This is a genomic window from Enterobacter cloacae complex sp. P13B (assembly GCF_014895915.1).
GTDB lineage: Bacteria > Pseudomonadota > Gammaproteobacteria > Enterobacterales > Enterobacteriaceae > Enterobacter > Enterobacter bugandensis.
Genome location: NZ_JADBQN010000012.1, coordinates 49668 through 66343 on the forward strand (window position 1 = coordinate 49668; position 16676 = coordinate 66343).

The following is a 16676-nucleotide window of genomic DNA, read 5'->3' on the forward strand; positions in this document are numbered from 1 at the left end:
TTTATTGCTATCGGTGTATTTATTCTTGTTCATCCAATAATTTTTGGTCGTTTTGATAAGTACGATTGATTTTTAAAAAAAAGGTATTCTTTATGTCAAATCCGGCTTATTTATTTCTTACAGATGAAAATGGTTCCCCCATGGTTGGCCCCTGCCTTGTGACAGGGCGTGAAGGTGCAATTGAACTCAAATCATTCACTCATAATGTCAACATTCCAGTCGACGGGAATACCGGGAAATTGACGGGCACGCGCATACACATGCCCATCATGTTCCAGAAAGAATTTGATCGTGTAACCCCGCTTCTCTTTCGCGCGCTGAGTACGGGAAGAACACTCCAGTCAGCCACCATTAAGATGTATCAGATTAATGAGGCGGGTTTAGAACAGGAATATTTTAATATCCTCCTGGAGAATGTGAAAATAACTTCAATCACCCCTGACCTGTATCCCGGCGCAAACACGGGAACACACCTTGAAACGGTTCTCATACGCTATGAGAAAATCACCTGGAAGCATTGCGACGGCAATGTTATCTATAGTGACTCCTGGAATGAGCGAGCAACGTACTGAAACGTGATCCCTGACGCATTTTTGCGCAGATGAAAATATTTCCATTGTCACGCCCGAAAACCTGTGTTTGTATAAATTCAAGCAATGATTTCAAACACAGGTCCCCAATGACTTCATCCATCTTCACTTCGACCCTACTAAAAACTGCGCAACCTGCCGCAGTGGTCGTCGTGCGTGTGGTGGTGGTCGTCGGCAATGCGCCGTAGGGACTGGATCAACACACGAATCCAAAACCCCGCCGGCGCAAACCGGGCGGGGTTTTTTGTTTAGGACCCTCCCCGGAAAGTCGGCCCAGAAGAAAAGGACTGGAGCATGGCAAGTTCGGGCACAACATCCACAAAGACGCGTTTTACAGGCGCGCAGCTGATTGTTCATTTACTGGAACGACAGGGCATCACCACGGTTGCGGGTATCCCGGGTGGAACCGTGCTGCCGCTGTACGATGCGTTAAGCCAAAGCACGCAGATCCGCCACGTGCTGGCGCGCCACGAGCAGGGGGCGGGGTTCATCGCTCAGGGCATGGCGCGTACGCAGGGCAAACCGGCGGTCTGTATGGCCTGCAGCGGGCCGGGCGCGACCAACCTGGTCACCGCCATCGCCGACGCGCGCCTCGACTCCATTCCGCTGATCTGCATTACCGGCCAGGTGCCGTCCTCGATGATCGGCACCGATGCGTTCCAGGAAGTGGACACCTACGGCATCTCTATCCCCATCACCAAACATAACTATTTAGTTCGCGATATCAGCGAGCTGCCTCAGGTTATCAGTGATGCGTTCCGCATTGCGCAGTCTGGCCGCCCGGGCCCGGTGTGGATAGACATTCCTAAGGATGTCCAGACCGCAGAGATCGAGATCGACGTGTTGCCGGAGCCGGGCGAGCGCGCCCCCGCGCCGGAATTCAGCGCTGAAAGCGTGCGCGACGCCGCCGCCATGATTAACGCCGCCAAACGCCCGGTGCTCTATCTGGGCGGCGGGGCGATTAACGCTGCGGATGAAATCCGCCAGTTTGCGGAAAAGGCCAACCTGCCGACCACCATGACCCTGATGGCGCTGGGTATGCTGCCTAAAGCGCATCCGTTGTCATTAGGCATGCTGGGCATGCACGGTGCGCGCAGCACCAACTACATCCTGCAAGAAGCGGATTTGCTGATTGTTATGGGGGCGCGTTTTGATGACCGGGCGATTGGCAAAACCGAGGAGTTCTGCCCGAACGCCAAAATCATTCACGTGGATATCGACCGCGCCGAGCTGGGTAAAATCAAACAGCCGCACGTGGCGATTCAGGGCGACGTGGCCGAAGTGCTGGCGCAGCTGATCCCGCAGACGGACGCAACTGACCGGGCCGACTGGCGTCAGCTGGTGGCGGATCTGCAGCGCGAGTTCCCGGGCGCCATCCCAACTGAGGGCGACCCGCTGAGCCACTACGGGCTGATCAACGCCGTGGCCGCCTGCGTGGACGACAGCGCGATTATCACCACCGACGTGGGCCAGCATCAGATGTGGACCGCGCAGGCTTATCCGCTGAACCGTCCGCGCCAGTGGCTGACCTCCGGCGGCCTCGGCACCATGGGCTTCGGCCTGCCGGCGGCAGTAGGCGCGGCGCTCGCCAACCCGGACCGCAAGGTCATCTGCTTCTCCGGCGACGGCAGCCTGATGATGAACATTCAGGAGATGGCGACCGCGGCCGAAAACCAGTTAGACGTGAAAATCATCCTGATGAACAACGAGGCGCTGGGTCTGGTGCACCAGCAGCAGAGCCTGTTCTACAAGCAGGGCGTGTTTGCGGCGACCTATCCCGGGATGATTAACTTTATGCAGATTGCCGCCGGCTTTGGCCTGCACACCTGCGATCTGAACGCCGAAGAGGATGCCCACGCGGCGCTGCAGGCGGCGATTTCTCGCCCTGGCCCGGCGCTGATCCACGTGCGTATCGACCCTGAACAAAAAGTGTATCCGATGGTGCCGCCGGGTGCGGCAAATACTGAGATGGTGGGAGAATAAGCCATGCAGAAACAACATGATAACGTCATTCTGGAACTCACCGTCCGCAACCACCCTGGCGTCATGACCCACGTTTGCGGGCTGTTTGCCCGCCGGGCGTTCAACGTGGAAGGCATTCTCTGTCTGCCGATTCAGGGCAGCGAGCACAGCCGCATCTGGCTACTGGTCAACGACGACCAGCGTCTGGAGCAGATGATAGCGCAGATCGACAAGCTGGAAGACGTCACCAAAGTGGCGCGCAACCAGTCCGATCCCACCATGTTTAACAAAATTGCGGTGTTTTTCGAGTAAATCGCTTAAGGTAAGCGTCTTTCGCTCTTGTAGGCCGGATAAGCGCAGCGTTATCCGGCTTTTTCAGATCGCAGGAACACACATGACCACCATCGCTCTCATCGACGACCACCTTATCGTCCGCTCCGGCTTTGCCCAGCTTCTTAACCTCGAACCGGATTTTCAGGTCGTGGCCGAGTTTGGCTCCGGTCACGAGGCGCTGGCGGGCCTGCCGGGGCGCGGGGTGCAGGTCTGTATCTGTGACATCTCGATGCCGGATCTCTCCGGGCTGGAGTTGTTGAGCCAGCTGCCGAAAGGGATGGCGACGATCATGCTCTCGGTTCACGACAGCCCGGCGCTGGTCGAGCAGGCGCTCAACGCGGGCGCACGCGGCTTCCTCTCCAAACGCTGTAGCCCGGACGAGCTGATCGCTGCCGTGCGCACCGTCTCCACCGGCGGCTGCTACCTGACGCCGGATATCGCCATCAAGCTGGCGGCCGGACGTCAGGATCCGCTCACCAGACGCGAGCGCCAGGTGGCGGAGAAGCTTGCCCAGGGCATGTCGGTGAAAGAGATTGCCGCCGAGCTGGATCTGTCGCCGAAAACCGTGCACGTCCACCGCGCCAATCTGATGGAAAAACTCAACGTCAGCAACGACGTCGAGCTGGCGCGCCGCATGTTTGACAGCTGGCAATGAGTCCCGTGTTTTCGCGGCTGATCGCCGTCGTTGCCAGCTTTTTTATCTTCTCCGCTGCGTGGTTCTGCCTGTGGAGCATCAGTCTGCATCTGGTGGAGCGCCCGGAGCTGGCGGTGCTGCTGTTTCCCTTCGGCCTGCGTCTGGGGCTAATGCTCCAGTGCCCGCGCGGCTACTGGCCCGTTTTGCTCGGCGCGGAGTGGCTGATGCTGGTCTGGCTGGCGCAGGAAGTGGCCCTCGCACATCTTCCCTTATTGATGACCGGAAGCCTGCTCACGCTTCTCCCCGTTGCCCTGATTTCCCGCTACCGCCACCAGCGCGACTGGCGCACGCTGCTGCGTCAGGGGGCGGCGCTGATTGCCGCCGCGCTGTTGCAGTCACTGCCGTGGTTAGGCGAGAAGGAGATGCTTAACGCCCTGCTTCTGACCCTTACCGGCGGCCTGACCCTCGCGCCGACCTGTCTGGTTTTCTGGCACTACCTCACCAGCACCGTCTGGCAGCCGCTCGGCCCCGCGCTGGTCTCCCAACCGGTGAACTGGCGCGCCCGGCATCTCATCTGGTATTTGCTGCTGTTTATGGTGAGCCTGTGGCTGCAGCTTGGTCTGCCCGCCGAGCTTTCGCGCTTCACGCCGTTTTGCCTGGCGCTGCCGATCATCGCTCTGGCCTGGCACTACGGCTGGCAGGGGGCGCTGATCGCCACGCTGATGAACGCCATCGCGCTGATCGCCAGCCAGACCTGGCACGACCATCCGGTAGATCTGCTGCTCTCGCTGCTGGCCCAGAGCCTGACCGGACTGCTGCTCGGCGCGGGCATTCAGCGTCTTCGCGAGCTGAACCAGTCCCTGCAAGCCGAGCTGGCGCGCAACCGTCGTCTGGCGGAGCGTCTGCTGGAGACTGAGGAGAGCGTGCGGCAGGAGGTGGCCCGCGAGCTGCACGACGATATCGGCCAGACCATTACCGCCATCCGCACCCAGGCGGGCATTGTTCAGCGCCTGGCGGCGGATAACGCGGGCGTGAAGCAGGGCGGGGCGCATATCGAACAGCTTTCGCTGGGTGTCTATGACGCCGTTCGCCGCTTGCTGGGACGGCTGCGTCCGCGCCAGCTTGATGACCTGTCGCTGGAGCAGGCGATACGCTCCCTGATGCGCGAGATGGAGCTGGAAAGCCGCGGCATTGTCAGTCATCTCGACTGGCGCATTGATGAATCATTGCTCAGCGAAGGCCAGCGCGTGACGCTGTTCCGCGTCTGCCAGGAGGGGCTGAACAACATCGTCAAACACGCCAATGCCAGCGCGGTGACGCTCCAGGGCTGGCAGCAGGACGAGCGCCTGATGCTGGTGATTGAAGACGACGGCTGTGGCCTGCCGCCGGGCTCCGGCCAGCAGGGCTTTGGCCTGGCGGGCATGCGCGAGCGCGTGAAGGCGCTGGGCGGCACGCTGACCCTCTCCTGCACCCACGGGACGCGCGTCAGCGTCAGTTTGCCGTTAAGGACGTACCATGTTTAAAACCCCAACCAGCGCGGCTCCGTTGCGCGACAAGGCGGAAATCGACGCCCGCTATCGCTACTGGCGTCGCCATATCCTGATCACCATCTGGCTCGGCTACGCGCTGTTCTACTTCACCCGCAAAAGCTTCAACGCCGCCGCGCCGGAAATCCTCGCCAGCGGCGTGATGACGCGCACCGATATCGGCCTGCTGGCGACGCTGTTTTACATCAGCTACGGGCTGTCGAAGTTCTTCTCCGGCATCGTCAGCGACCGCTCCAACGCGCGCTATTTCATGGGCGTTGGGCTGATCGCCACCGGCGTGGTGAACATCCTGTTTGGCTTTTCCACCTCGCTGTGGGCCTTCGCCCTGCTGTGGGCGCTGAACGCCTTTTTCCAGGGCTGGGGCGCACCGGTCTGCGCCCGCCTGCTCACCGCCTGGTACTCGCGCAACGAGCGCGGCGGATGGTGGGCGATCTGGAACACCGCGCATAACGTCGGCGGGGCGCTGATCCCGATGGTCGTGGGAGCCGCAGCGCTGCACTACGGCTGGCGCACGGGGATGATGATTGCTGGTGGCCTCGCGATTGTCGCCGGGCTGTTCCTCTGCTGGCGCCTGCGCGACAGGCCGCAAACCGTCGGCCTGCCGGCGGTGGGCGACTGGCGGCACGACGAGATGGAGATTGCCCAGCAGCAGGAGGGCGCCGGGCTGTCCCGCCAGGAAATCCTCACCAAATACGTGCTGAAAAATCCGTACATCTGGCTGCTGTCCCTCTGCTACGTGCTGGTCTATGTGGTGCGCGCGGCGATCAACGACTGGGGCAACCTGTACATGTCCGAGACGCTCGGCGTGGACCTGGTGACCGCCAACTCTGCGGTGACGATGTTCGAGCTGGGCGGGTTTATCGGCGCGCTGGTGGCGGGCTGGGGCTCGGACAAGCTGTTCAACGGCAACCGCGGCCCGATGAACCTGATTTTTGCCGCCGGGATTTTACTCTCCGTCGGCTCGCTGTGGCTGATGCCGTTCGCCAGCTACGTGATGCAGGCGGCGTGCTTCTTCACCATCGGCTTTTTTGTCTTTGGTCCGCAGATGCTGATCGGCATGGCGGCGGCGGAGTGCTCGCACAAGGAGGCGGCAGGCGCGGCAACGGGCTTTGTCGGGCTGTTTGCCTACCTCGGCGCGTCGCTCTCCGGCTGGCCGATGGCACGGGTCATCGACATCTGGCACTGGAGCGGATTCTTCGCGGCGATCGCCATCGCGGCGGGCATCTCCGCCCTGCTGCTGCTGCCGTTTTTGCACGCCCAGGCGCCCCGCGAAGCGTGACGTGCCTCACCTTTTGTTGCCGAATGGCGCAAAACTAGGAAATTTTCCCGGTTTCACCTGGACGCTGTCTCAGGCATCTCTCCCGGCTGATTTTTACAATGCTGCAAAAATCAGCTCAGGAGTAAACCAACCATGCTGGCCTTCTTAAACCAGGTGCGCAAGCCGACCCTGGATCTGCCGCTCGACGTGCGGCGCAAGATGTGGTTCAAACCGTTCATGCAGTCTTATCTGGTGGTCTTCATCGGCTACCTGACCATGTACCTGATCCGCAAAAACTTTAACATCGCGCAGAACGACATGATCTCCACCTACGGGCTGAGCATGACGCAGCTGGGGATGATTGGCCTGGGCTTCTCCATCACCTACGGGGTGGGGAAAACGGTTGTGTCCTACTACGCGGACGGCAAAAACACCAAGCAGTTCCTGCCGTTTATGCTGATCCTCTCCGCCATCTGTATGCTCGGCTTCAGCGCCAGCATGGGCGCGGGCTCCGTCAGCCTGTTCCTGATGATTGCCTTCTACGCCCTGAGCGGTTTCTTCCAGAGCACCGGCGGGTCGTGCAGCTACTCCACCATCACCAAATGGACGCCGCGCCGCAAGCGGGGTTCGTACCTCGGCATGTGGAACATCTCCCACAACCTCGGCGGGGCGGGTGCGGCAGGCGTGGCGCTGTTTGGCGCGAACTATCTGTTCGACGGCCACGTGATCGGCATGTTTATCTTCCCGTCGATTATCGCCCTGATCGTCGGCTTTATCGGCCTGCGTTTCGGCAGCGACTCCCCGGAATCGTACGGCCTCGGCAAAGCCGAAGAGCTGTTCGGTGAGGAGATCAGCGAAGAGGACAAAGAGACCGAAGAGAACGAGATGTCCAAATGGCAGATCTTTGTTGAGTACGTGCTGAAAAACAAAGTGATTTGGCTGCTGTGCTTCTCAAACATCTTCCTGTACGTGGTGCGCATCGGCATTGACCAGTGGTCAACGGTGTATGCCTTCCAAGAGCTGAAGCTCTCAAAAGAGGTGGCGATTCAGGGCTTCACCCTGTTCGAAGTGGGCGCGCTGGTCGGCACGCTGCTGTGGGGCTGGCTCTCCGACCTCGCCAACGGCCGTCGCGCGCTGGTGGCCTGCGTCGCGCTGGCGCTGATTATCGCCACGCTCGGCATCTACCAGCACGCCAGCAACCAGTACGTTTACCTGGCGTCCCTGTTCGCGCTCGGCTTCCTGGTGTTTGGCCCTCAGCTGCTGATTGGCGTGGCGGCCGTAGGGTTCGTGCCGAAAAAAGCGATCGGCGCCGCCGATGGGATTAAAGGCACCTTCGCCTACCTGATCGGCGACAGCTTCGCCAAGCTTGGCCTGGGGATGATCGCCGACGGCACGCCGATTTTCGGCCTTACCGGCTGGGCGGGCACCTTCGCGGCGCTGGATGCGGCAGCGATTGGCTGTATCGTCCTGATGGCGATGGTCGCGGTGCTGGAAGAACGTAAAATTCGCCGCGAGAACCGCGCGCAGAAATTAAAAGCGGCCTGAGTGTGCAGGTAACTTCTTTTCCCGGCTTACCGCCGGGCTTTTTTATTTGCTCGTCCTACCTTTACCCCGCTTTACACACCCACTCCTCTCCATGCTCTACAGTGTTTTTTGCTGCCGCCTTTCGTGCAGCCTTAGCCCCTTTTGCTAACGGAGAGCTTGCATGTTAACCCGACAATTTTCCTGCCTGGCGCTGCTGATGACGCTGGCGTCCCCCGCAATGGCTGCGGATGCCCCCACCTACGGCGAGAAGCTGGAAGGTTTCGACTACGGCTGGCCGGTAAAACACTTTACCTTTACCTCGCAAAACCAGTCTCTGGATATGGCTTACCTGGACGTGAAGCTGGAAAAACCCAACGGACGTACCGTAGTGCTGATGCACGGCAAAAACTTCTGCGCCGGAACCTGGGACGGCACGATCCGCGCGCTGTCGGCTAGCGGGTATCGCGTGATCGCACCCGACCAGATTGGTTTCTGTAAATCCACCAAGCCGGCGCATTATCAGTACACCTTCCAGCAGCTGGCGGACAACACCCACGCGTTGCTCACATCGCTTGGCGTCGATCGCGCGACGGTTATCGGCCACTCGACCGGCGGCATGCTGGCGACCCGCTACGCGCTAATGTGGCCGCAGCAGGTAGAGCAGCTGGTGATGGTGAATCCGATAGGCCTGGAAGACTGGAAAGCCCGCGGCGTGCCGCATATCACGGTTGACCAGTGGTACCAGCGCGAGCTGAAGGTCAGCGCCGATGGCATTCGTCAGTACGAGAAAAACACCTACTACGCCGGGGAGTGGAAGCCGGAGTACGAACGCTGGGTCACGATGCTTGCCGGGCTGAACAACGGGCCGGGTAAGGCGCGCGTGGCGTGGAACTCGGCGCTGCTCTACGACATGATCTACACCCAGCCGGTCATCTATGAATTTAGCGACCTGAAGATGCCGGTATTATTGATGATCGGCACGAAGGACAACACCGCCATCGGGAAAGACCTCGCCCCGCCGGAGGTCCGCAAGACGCTCGGCAACTATGCGGTGCTGGGCAAAGAGACGGCGAAGCGCATCCCGCACGCGACGCTGGTGGAATTTAACGACATGGGCCACGCGCCGCAGATGCAGGATCCCGCCCGCTTTCACGAGGCGCTGTTGAAGGGGCTTCAGGCGCGCTGACGGGTCTCCAGCAACAGCCCGCGCAGCCACGCCTGCGCGGGATTGCTTTCATCGCATTTATCCAGCTTTTTTCGGTTCACTATTCTGGCCGTACCCGCTGTCGACACGCTGCGTTTCCCGCTATGATGAGCGGCTAGTCTAAGGAGAACGCATGGTCTGGATAATGCTGGCAACGCTTGCCGTGGTGTTTGTGGTGGGATTTCGCGTCCTGACCTCAGATTCCCGCCGCGCCATCAAACGTTTAAGCGAACGGCTGGGGATTACCCCGATGCCGATCGAGTCGATGATTGACCAGTTCGGTAAAACACCGGGCAATGAATTTATCCGCTACCTTGAGCGGCCTGACGAGGCGCATCTGCAAAACGCCGCGCAGGTGCTGCTCATCTGGCAGGTCTGTATTGTCGACGGTAGCGAAGAGAATCTGCATACCTGGCACCGTATGCTGCGTAAAGCCCGCCTTGCCGCACCCATTACCGATGCGCAAATTCGTCTGGCACTTGGCTTTATGCGCGAAATGGAGCCCGATCCGCAGGAGCTGAACGCCTTCCAGCTGCGCTATAACCAGCTATTTCTGCCGGAAGAAGGTGTGTTTTATCTGCATTAAGCCTTTTTGCCGCACAAGATATTCTGAGCGTTCAGGATCTCCTCTCTGTTTTCATTGAGGCGAGTTGCGGCATAGATATCAATATTTAATCTCTTTGCCTCATCGTCCGTTAGTTCGCGATAGCATAGCCCCTCCTGATTGAAGGTGCATTTTGACTGAGGCAGCAGCGCAAACCCTTTCCCTCTTGCGATACGGCTTAGCATCACGAGGGAATCATCCGGCTCTTTAATACGCTTCAGCGGCGTTTTCAGCGTGTCAAAGTAGCTTTCGCATTTGTCATAGAATGACGGATTAGCGCTTCTCGAAAACCAAAAAAGTGGAAGATCGCTAATGTCTTCCAGCGAGACTTTCTCTTTCAGACTGGCAGGATGTAAAGAAGGCATTGCGATGAGCAACGGTTCCTGGCAGACCCAGCGGTATTGAACAATGTCTTCATGACCCGTTCCTTTTTCCCCGGTCAGCACCAGATCCAGCATATTTTTAGACAAGCTTTGCAGCAGCTGTGCTGACGTCAGGTCGGGCGTTTCAACGTCATCTCCGGCGTTCATTTTTTGAAGCTGGGTATTTACAGGTTCAATATATTCAAAATTAAGCGTGCGCGTGAGACCGATGCGCAGACTCGTTTCTGAAGAGTGAGGATCTTCTTTTAAGCTGCTGATGTCTTTGAGTATTTTTTCTGCCTGAACGACCAGCGCTCGGCCTGCTTCAGTGAGGCTAACGTCATGCGTACTGCGACTGAACAACTGACGTTTCAACACCGCTTCAAGGCATTTTATCTGACGCGTCAGAGGCGGTTGAGTCATGCGCAGACGTTCGGCAGCCTTACGAAAGTTAAGTTCATGTGCAACAGCGAGAAAGCATTGTAATTGTTTGATACTGGGCAGGTTATTGCTGATTAAATGTTCTGCTGTAGCCATACGTGGGTCCTAAATGCGAAAAGGTATTTCGTCTTTTTTCCATTTCGATATTACACGCTAAATGCTGGCAGCAAAACCCGTTTTAACAGTAATACAAAAAATATATTACAAATTTAACAATTCCAATAGTTTCCTGTATTGATAAATTTCTATCCGAATCCTCACTTAATCAATACTCGGAGTAATTATGTCGTCTAAATATGTACTGGTATCACGCTTCCCATTAAAAAACACTTTTTCTGAAAAAGAATTTACTTCCTTAAAAAGCAATGAAAACGTTCGCTACTATACCTGTGAAGAAAACGGCGTTAATGAATTGCTGGAATTACGCGCATTCAACGATATTAAAGAAATTGCATGGGTTGAAAGTGAAATGGAATCCATGTTCCATCGTTTCTCTGAAATTCTTTCTGCCGATATCCGTCGCGAACTGCTTAAGTTTGTTGAATCCCCAATTGATAATAAAAATAGCTTGCCACAATCAAATTATATTCAACTCCGACACGTCGAAGTGCCTGCGCATAACTATCAGCAGTACCGTCAGTGGCGCGATGAAACCATTTTTAATGTTGTAAGAGATAACAAAGATAAGATTGAAAGTTTCGAAGCATTTCATTCACTGATCAGTGGCGTTCCGGGTGTAATGTTTATCTCCTCATTCAACGGCGATAAAGCAGCATATAAAGAAGCATTTACCAATGCGCGTTATCAGGAAATCATTCAACAGGCCGGCGATAACTTTATTACTGGCGGTAATGACGGCCTTTATACACGTATCTATCGTGCTTGCTGTTGTTGAGGGACAATGAATGAACTGTAAAAAGTTGGTAGTTGTTGGCGATAAATTTAATGAATTTGCCAATGGTAAAGATGTACTGACTATATCTCAGCTAGAATTATTGACTCAAATCCCTGCGAATATCATTGATAAAGAACATGAAATTATTGTTGGGCAGGGCGTGCGCAAGGATTTTGCCGGAAAGGTAATTTCAAACCAGGCAAGAAATGCGATTCATGGTAATAAGTTAAAAATGTGCTCTCTGGAAAAACTGGTTAGCGACAAAAAAAATGCTTATTGCCATAAAAGACTGGAACAGAATGTACTTATAGGACCTGCGGAACAAGCTGAGCATAACCACGATCTTTATGCGATGCCGCTGTTAATCGATGAGCGTTGCGAATTGATGGCGGATCATCAGACGGGGCAGCATATTCAGGGAATGCTCCTGGTTGAAGCCAGCCGACAGGCCTTTATCGGCGTCACCGAAGAATTTATTTACCAGCAGGAAAGTGGACGCTATTACGTCATTAATAGCATGGCAATCAATTTCGCCAGTTTCCTGTTCCCTTTACCGGCGCTGGTCCACTTTGAATTTCTTGAAAAAGATATTAACGACCGCCGGGGGCGTTTCAAGGCTCAGGTTCGCGTCACTCAGCACCAAACGCTTTGCGCGACAATGGATGTCTCGTTCACCGTCTATCCTTCCGCCCTGATTACAGAGAAAGAGAAATCTCTGGCTGAGGTTGCCATGCAGGCGACCATTGTTGAGCAGCAAGGGGTGACTCAGGGGGTAACGCATGCCTGAATTACGTAGCCAGAAATACCGTCTGGCTGCGACCACGCAGGGGCCGCTTTACCCCCCTGCGGAGGTCATGGACGGGAAGGGTAATTTTGTCGTGGTGGGCATGGTGCCAGGGGATAACGGACTGCAGTGGCGAAGCGTCATTGTCTCTCCGGACAGCCCGCTTCCGGCATTTGGGGAAGTCGCACCCTATAACATTCTGTGCGATCTGGACAAGATGCCTCAGGACGCGTTGAAGGACATCATTCTTCATACTCTTCCTTTACCCATTCCGATGAACAACTATCGGATGGTTTTCGCACCAGAACAGCGGCCGCAGGCCAATAATGAAATAAGGCCTGGCCTGCCACTTCATGAAGGCTATATCGCGGATTATCGCAGCAGCGATGGAAAGCGAGAGATCGAGCCAGTGACCCTCGCTGCCTGGCTCGAGGCAGAAGGCACCTTTGAGGTCACATTGTCCGAAGATAAGAAACGAGCCCGGTTCACGTTTTCGTTCCGGAGCCTTGTTCCGGATAGCGTTTACACCGTGATGAGTCTCAGGGAAAACGATCTAGCCTCGGAGGATCCGAGCAGGCCAGGTCCGCTGGGAATACCCAACGTATTTATAACCGATAGCGAAGGTAATGCCGAATATTGGGCAGAGTTAACCGATCCTTTCCCGGCTCCGGCGAGGAAAGGAAACAGAATTATTAACGTAGTCGTACTTTATATGAGCTCGCGTCAGAGCTACGGCGGGGCAATTGGCTTTTATGGTCTTGGAGGCGATATCCATGCCCATTTAAAACTCAAAGGCCGTTCCTTCGATGAATTTACAACTATAGAGTGAGAAAAATATGCCATTTATTCATGTTATGACCTGGCCTGCGAAAGATGAAAATCAAATCATCAGACTACAGGAAGATATCACTTTTGCCGTTCACAAAAACACGGGTGCGCCGCTGGATAAAATTTCCGTGGTGGTTTCTGAAATTGCGCCTTCCCGCTGGGCGGATGCAGGCGTGTCTGGTACGGATAGAGATTTTCCGGTTAAGAGTCGAAGAAAAAACTACGAGGAATAAAGTTTGCGTAAACATGCCGCTTTTTTTGATGTTGATGAAACGCTTATAAATATTAAAAGCATGTTTGATTTCTATGATTTCTGGTGCAGGGAAAATAATCAAAACGATCGTCTTCAACGCTATATGTCTCGTTTTCGCACCGACGTGAAAAACGGCGTGCCAAGGGAAGCTCTGAACAGAGATTATTATCGTCAGTTTAAAGGCGTGTCTTGTCGTTATCTGGAAGAAATGGGTGAGAAGTGGTTCAGGCGTAAGCTGGAAAGCGATTTTTTTATTGAGAGTGCTGTTTCAGCCCTTAAAAAACATCAGAACCAGAACATGTATACCGTATTTATATCGGGCTCTATGCTTCCGATTCTTTCACCCATTGCAAAATATCTTGGAGTAACGGAAGTACTCTGTGCGCCGGTGATAATAAATGACGAAGGTGAGTTGACGGGTGAAATCGGCCTGCCTCAAACAATTGGAACAGGTAAAAAAGACGCGCTTATCGCCTTTTGCGATGATAAAGAGATTAACCCCGTGGATTGTTATGCTTACGGCGACGATCTTTCGGATATTCCAATGCTGGAAGCCACTGGCCATCCCGTCTGTGTGGGAGAGCATTCCGCGCTTACCAGATATGCAACTGAAAAAAATTGGCACATTATTTAAATCCTTATTGAGGTAAGTAGTATGACTTCAGAACTCACTCCGCAGAATATGACGTTAAGGTCATGGCTTGCTTTATTCATTCTGGCTATTTCAACCTTTACTATTGTCACCACCGAACTGGCGCCAGTCGGATTATTAACGCCAATCGCAGAGGGGCTACAGTCTTCGGAATCTGCGGTGGGCATGACCGTGTCGCTTTATGCCTGGGTGGGGGCGTTGAGTGCGCTGTTTGCCTCCGTCTTTTTAGGGAATGTGGCCAAGAAGCGGCTTTTACTTGTGCTTACCGTGGTACTTCTGATCTCTAACGTTATGGCTGCGACGGTAAACGTCTATAGCATGCTGCTTAGCGCCCGCGTACTGGGAGCGCTCGCTCACGGCGCATTCTGGGCGATGATCGGCGCAACGGCGGTGGCTATGGTCCCTGCCAGATATATAGGGGCGGCGACGTCAATCGTATTTGGTGGTGTTTCCGCAGCAAGCGTTTTTGGCGTACCGGTATCCAACTATATTGGTATTAACTTCGGCTGGCGGCAGGCATTTTGGCTGATGGCCGCGCTGAGCGTAATTGCCTTTGTGGGTATTAGCGTTCTTGTTCCCAGGATTACCAGCAAAAGCGCGCTCGGGCTGGATGCGCTTAAAGGCGTGCTGAAATCGTCAACATTATGGAAAATTTACTCAGCAACCTTGCTGGCTGTGACGGCTCACTTTGCTGCCTTTACGTACATTGAACCCTGGCTACACACGCAGAGTTTACTGTCCACCACCATTATTCCTGCTGTGCTTTTTGTTTACGGCATCGCGGGTCTGGCAGGTAATTTCCTGACCGGCGTGTTGATTGATAAGTATCTCAAGCTGACGGTCTCTTTGTCTGTACTGCTGATCTGTGCAGTGCTGCTGTTCCTGGGCCTGTCTGGTTCCTCGCTCTCTGCTGCGTTGATATTTACCAGTATGGTTGTCTGGGGTGTCGCCGTATCAGGAATATTTGTCGGTTTCCAGACGTGGGTTTTACGTATGGCAGAGGATAAAGCCTTCCCGGCCTCCGCAATCTACGTTTCATTTTTCAATACCGCCATTGGTATCGGTGCGTCAGTCGGTGCCTGGATGGTTTCATCATTTTCAATGCCGCTCCTGTATATCGTCGCCGGTACGGCCATCGGTCTGTCCGTTCTGCTTGTCGCGGTTATTCCGGCAACGTTGACCGCAAAACAATCCCGTATGGAGAAATCTTATGAGTCAAATTAATGACCGCACGCGCTATGGCAGAGAGATTATGGACCGTCTTGAAGCGGGGCTCGCGGAGAAAGTCACCCGCCGCCTGAGCGAGCTGGACCCGGGGCTGCCCGCCCTGATTACCGACTATGCGTTCGGGGATGTGGTGGGTCGTCCGGGACTGGATCTCAAAACGCGCGAAATGTTGACCGTCGCCTCGCTTGTGACGCTGGGTAATGCCATGCCGCAGCTAGAACTGCATATGCGAGGCGCGCTCAATACCGGCGTGACGCCGGAAGAGCTGCTTGAAATTGTAATACAGATGGCGGTATATGCTGGCGTTCCCGCCTGCATGAATGGTCTTACTGCATACCGCGCGGCAATGGCCGCGACGGGCCATACTTTGCCAGGACTGAAGGGAAGTGACGCATGAGTGAGATTGTTATTATTGCAGCCCGCCGCACGGCGACGGGCGCATTTCAGGGCGCGCTTGCGGAGCATTCAGCCTCTGATCTGGGAAGCCGCGTTATTCAGGCGCTCCTGAAAGAATCTGGCGTAGAAGCCAGTGATATCTCTCAGGTCATTATGGGACAGGTTCTTACTGCGGGGTGCGGCCAGAACCCGGCCCGACAGTCGGCACTGAATGCTGGATTGCCCGTAGATACGCAATGTCTGACGGTAAACAAAGTGTGCGGGTCCGGGCTTAAGGCGGTCCATCTTGGCATGCAGGCGCTGCAGACGGGGGAGGCTGAGTTTGTTATCGCCGGTGGTCAGGAGAGTATGTCCAACGCGCCGCATATCGCCACGACGTCGCGTAGCGGAACGCGGCTGGGTGATATTACTCTCAAAGATAGCCTGGTTTCTGACGGGCTTTGGGATGCCTTCAACGATTATCACATGGGTATCACTGCAGAGAATGTTGCGACGGAGTTTGGTATCAGCCGCGAAATGCAGGATGAATATGCCCTTGTCTCTCACCACAATGCGCTTGAAGCGCAGGCGCGTGGCATTTTTGAGCGTGAAATTGTCCCGGTTGAGTGGCAAACGCGAAAAGGTGAAACGATCAGCGTGGAGAGGGATGAAGGACCCCGTGCAACCAGTATCGAAAAATTGACGAAACTGAAGCCTGTCTTCCGAAAAGAGGGCACGGTGACGGCGGGAAATGCTTCATCGTTGAATGACGGTGCCGCGGCGGTCCTGCTTTGTACGCGTGAGACTGCCGAAGCACGTGGTTTGCCGGTTCTGGCATCGCTGGGCGTATTTTCCAATTCCGGTATCCAGCCGGCATTAATGGGTGCAGCCCCGATTCAGGCCATTGCCGACTGTCTTTCCCGCTCGGGATGGAAGCCTGAGGATGTCGATCATCTCGAATCCAACGAAGCGTTTGCCGCCCAGGCGCTGGCTGTGATTCAGCAGGCCGGGATTTCCCCGGATCGTATCAATCCATACGGCGGGGCAATCGCGCTTGGGCATGCGATAGGTGCATCCGGCTGCCGAATTTTGGTGACGCTGGTTCACTCCCTGATCCGTAATGATGCCAGGCGTGGCGTTGCCGCACTGTGCGTTGGCGGCGGGGAAGGCGTCGCGTTGAGCGTTTATCGCTAACGGCGTATC

The 16676-nt window shown here is 55.4% G+C and carries 19 protein-coding genes; 18 read left to right on the forward strand and 1 reads right to left on the reverse strand.

Annotation, left to right across the window (positions count from 1 at the left end):
- The first annotated feature begins 92 nt into the window (after nt 1-92).
- The 10 genes from IM273_RS07375 (at nt 93) to IM273_RS07420 (ending at nt 9638) form a co-directional block, all read left to right on the forward strand.
- Entirely contained in the window at nt 93-572 is a 480-nt protein-coding gene (locus IM273_RS07375; protein ID WP_063943320.1) for a type VI secretion system tube protein TssD, read from the forward strand.
- A 107-nt stretch (nt 573-679) separates the two neighbouring features.
- Nucleotides 680-778 carry an ilvB operon leader peptide IvbL gene (gene ivbL, locus IM273_RS07380; RefSeq protein WP_057979964.1) on the forward strand — a complete coding sequence of 33 codons (99 nt, stop codon included), beginning with the start codon at nt 680-682 and terminating at the stop codon, nt 776-778.
- A 106-nt stretch (nt 779-884) separates the two neighbouring features.
- Complete coding sequence (gene ilvB / locus IM273_RS07385; protein WP_048957716.1) at nt 885-2573, forward strand: acetolactate synthase large subunit; 1689 nt, start codon at nt 885-887, stop codon at nt 2571-2573.
- Nucleotides 2574-2576: 3 nt separating this feature from the next.
- On the forward strand, nt 2577-2864 hold the full coding sequence (gene ilvN, locus IM273_RS07390) for an acetolactate synthase small subunit (RefSeq protein ID WP_028014960.1): 288 nt from the start codon (nt 2577-2579) through the stop codon (nt 2862-2864).
- A gap of 82 nt (nt 2865-2946) precedes the next feature.
- Entirely contained in the window at nt 2947-3540 is a 594-nt protein-coding gene (uhpA, locus tag IM273_RS07395; RefSeq protein WP_041911714.1) for a transcriptional regulator UhpA, read from the forward strand.
- Complete coding sequence (gene uhpB, locus IM273_RS07400; protein WP_193050909.1) at nt 3537-5042, forward strand: signal transduction histidine-protein kinase/phosphatase UhpB; 1506 nt, start codon at nt 3537-3539, stop codon at nt 5040-5042. Before uhpA ends, uhpB begins: the two co-directional genes overlap by 4 nt.
- Nucleotides 5035-6345, forward strand: a complete 1311-nt coding sequence (locus tag IM273_RS07405; RefSeq protein ID WP_193050907.1) for an MFS transporter — start codon at nt 5035-5037, stop codon at nt 6343-6345. The genes uhpB and IM273_RS07405 overlap by 8 nt, the downstream gene beginning before the upstream one ends.
- 132 nt (nt 6346-6477) lie before the next feature.
- Complete coding sequence (gene uhpT, locus IM273_RS07410; RefSeq protein ID WP_028014963.1) at nt 6478-7869, forward strand: hexose-6-phosphate:phosphate antiporter; 1392 nt, start codon at nt 6478-6480, stop codon at nt 7867-7869.
- A 160-nt stretch (nt 7870-8029) separates the two neighbouring features.
- On the forward strand, nt 8030-9034 hold the full coding sequence (locus IM273_RS07415; RefSeq protein WP_193050905.1) for an alpha/beta fold hydrolase: 1005 nt from the start codon (nt 8030-8032) through the stop codon (nt 9032-9034).
- 151 nt (nt 9035-9185) lie between these two features.
- Nucleotides 9186-9638, forward strand: coding sequence for a DUF1198 domain-containing protein (locus IM273_RS07420; protein WP_028014965.1), 453 nt, complete (start codon nt 9186-9188; stop codon nt 9636-9638).
- On the opposite strand, the gene IM273_RS07425 is transcribed toward IM273_RS07420, so the two are convergent.
- Nucleotides 9635-10555, reverse strand: a complete 921-nt coding sequence (locus IM273_RS07425; RefSeq protein ID WP_059357169.1) for a LysR family transcriptional regulator — start codon at nt 10553-10555, stop codon at nt 9635-9637. The two genes, IM273_RS07420 and IM273_RS07425, sit on opposite strands and share 4 nt — an antisense overlap.
- 187 nt (nt 10556-10742) lie before the next feature.
- Here IM273_RS07425 and IM273_RS07430 point away from each other — a divergent pair, with 187 nt between their 5' ends.
- The 8 genes from IM273_RS07430 to IM273_RS07465 are packed head-to-tail and all read left to right on the forward strand — an operon-like array spanning nt 10743 to nt 16667.
- Nucleotides 10743-11354, forward strand: a complete 612-nt coding sequence (locus tag IM273_RS07430; RefSeq protein ID WP_192978536.1) for a hypothetical protein — start codon at nt 10743-10745, stop codon at nt 11352-11354.
- Between the two features lie 10 nt (nt 11355-11364).
- Nucleotides 11365-12141: an AfsA-related hotdog domain-containing protein gene (locus IM273_RS07435; RefSeq protein ID WP_028014968.1), complete on the forward strand. Its 777-nt coding sequence runs from the start codon at nt 11365-11367 to the stop codon at nt 12139-12141.
- Nucleotides 12134-12967, forward strand: coding sequence for a hypothetical protein (locus IM273_RS07440; RefSeq protein ID WP_028014969.1), 834 nt, complete (start codon nt 12134-12136; stop codon nt 12965-12967). Before IM273_RS07435 ends, IM273_RS07440 begins: the two co-directional genes overlap by 8 nt.
- 7 nt (nt 12968-12974) lie before the next feature.
- Nucleotides 12975-13199 (forward strand): tautomerase family protein, encoded by a 225-nt coding sequence (locus IM273_RS07445; RefSeq protein ID WP_028014970.1) that lies wholly within the window; start codon nt 12975-12977, stop codon nt 13197-13199.
- Nucleotides 13200-13202: 3 nt separating this feature from the next.
- The gene (locus IM273_RS07450; RefSeq protein ID WP_028014971.1) at nt 13203-13853 is read left to right on the forward strand and encodes an HAD family phosphatase; all 651 of its coding nucleotides are present in this window, start codon (nt 13203-13205) and stop codon (nt 13851-13853) included.
- A 21-nt stretch (nt 13854-13874) separates the two neighbouring features.
- Nucleotides 13875-15095, forward strand: a complete 1221-nt coding sequence (locus tag IM273_RS07455) for an MFS transporter (protein ID WP_193050903.1) — start codon at nt 13875-13877, stop codon at nt 15093-15095.
- Nucleotides 15082-15495: a carboxymuconolactone decarboxylase family protein gene (locus IM273_RS07460; protein WP_047366713.1), complete on the forward strand. Its 414-nt coding sequence runs from the start codon at nt 15082-15084 to the stop codon at nt 15493-15495. The genes IM273_RS07455 and IM273_RS07460 overlap by 14 nt, the downstream gene beginning before the upstream one ends.
- Nucleotides 15492-16667, forward strand: coding sequence for an acetyl-CoA C-acetyltransferase (locus IM273_RS07465; RefSeq protein ID WP_045260824.1), 1176 nt, complete (start codon nt 15492-15494; stop codon nt 16665-16667). The genes IM273_RS07460 and IM273_RS07465 overlap by 4 nt, the downstream gene beginning before the upstream one ends.
- The last annotated feature ends 9 nt before the right edge of the window (nt 16668-16676 follow it).

Coding starts and splice junctions, on each gene's coding strand:
- IM273_RS07430 (WP_192978536.1), top strand. CDS start 10,743: ATGTCGTCTAAATATGTACTGGTATCACGCTTCCCATTAAAAAACACT.
- IM273_RS07375 (WP_063943320.1), top strand. CDS start 93: ATGTCAAATCCGGCTTATTTATTTCTTACAGATGAAAATGGTTCCCCC.
- IM273_RS07455 (WP_193050903.1), top strand. CDS start 13,875: ATGACTTCAGAACTCACTCCGCAGAATATGACGTTAAGGTCATGGCTT.
- ilvB (WP_048957716.1), top strand. CDS start 885: ATGGCAAGTTCGGGCACAACATCCACAAAGACGCGTTTTACAGGCGCG.
- IM273_RS07420 (WP_028014965.1), top strand. CDS start 9,186: ATGGTCTGGATAATGCTGGCAACGCTTGCCGTGGTGTTTGTGGTGGGA.
- IM273_RS07445 (WP_028014970.1), top strand. CDS start 12,975: ATGCCATTTATTCATGTTATGACCTGGCCTGCGAAAGATGAAAATCAA.
- IM273_RS07465 (WP_045260824.1), top strand. CDS start 15,492: ATGAGTGAGATTGTTATTATTGCAGCCCGCCGCACGGCGACGGGCGCA.
- IM273_RS07425 (WP_059357169.1), bottom strand. CDS start 10,555: ATGGCTACAGCAGAACATTTAATCAGCAATAACCTGCCCAGTATCAAA.
- uhpA (WP_041911714.1), top strand. CDS start 2,947: ATGACCACCATCGCTCTCATCGACGACCACCTTATCGTCCGCTCCGGC.
- ivbL (WP_057979964.1), top strand. CDS start 680: ATGACTTCATCCATCTTCACTTCGACCCTACTAAAAACTGCGCAACCT.
- ilvN (WP_028014960.1), top strand. CDS start 2,577: ATGCAGAAACAACATGATAACGTCATTCTGGAACTCACCGTCCGCAAC.
- IM273_RS07440 (WP_028014969.1), top strand. CDS start 12,134: ATGCCTGAATTACGTAGCCAGAAATACCGTCTGGCTGCGACCACGCAG.
- uhpT (WP_028014963.1), top strand. CDS start 6,478: ATGCTGGCCTTCTTAAACCAGGTGCGCAAGCCGACCCTGGATCTGCCG.
- uhpB (WP_193050909.1), top strand. CDS start 3,537: ATGAGTCCCGTGTTTTCGCGGCTGATCGCCGTCGTTGCCAGCTTTTTT.
- IM273_RS07435 (WP_028014968.1), top strand. CDS start 11,365: ATGAACTGTAAAAAGTTGGTAGTTGTTGGCGATAAATTTAATGAATTT.
- IM273_RS07460 (WP_047366713.1), top strand. CDS start 15,082: ATGAGTCAAATTAATGACCGCACGCGCTATGGCAGAGAGATTATGGAC.
- IM273_RS07405 (WP_193050907.1), top strand. CDS start 5,035: ATGTTTAAAACCCCAACCAGCGCGGCTCCGTTGCGCGACAAGGCGGAA.
- IM273_RS07415 (WP_193050905.1), top strand. CDS start 8,030: ATGTTAACCCGACAATTTTCCTGCCTGGCGCTGCTGATGACGCTGGCG.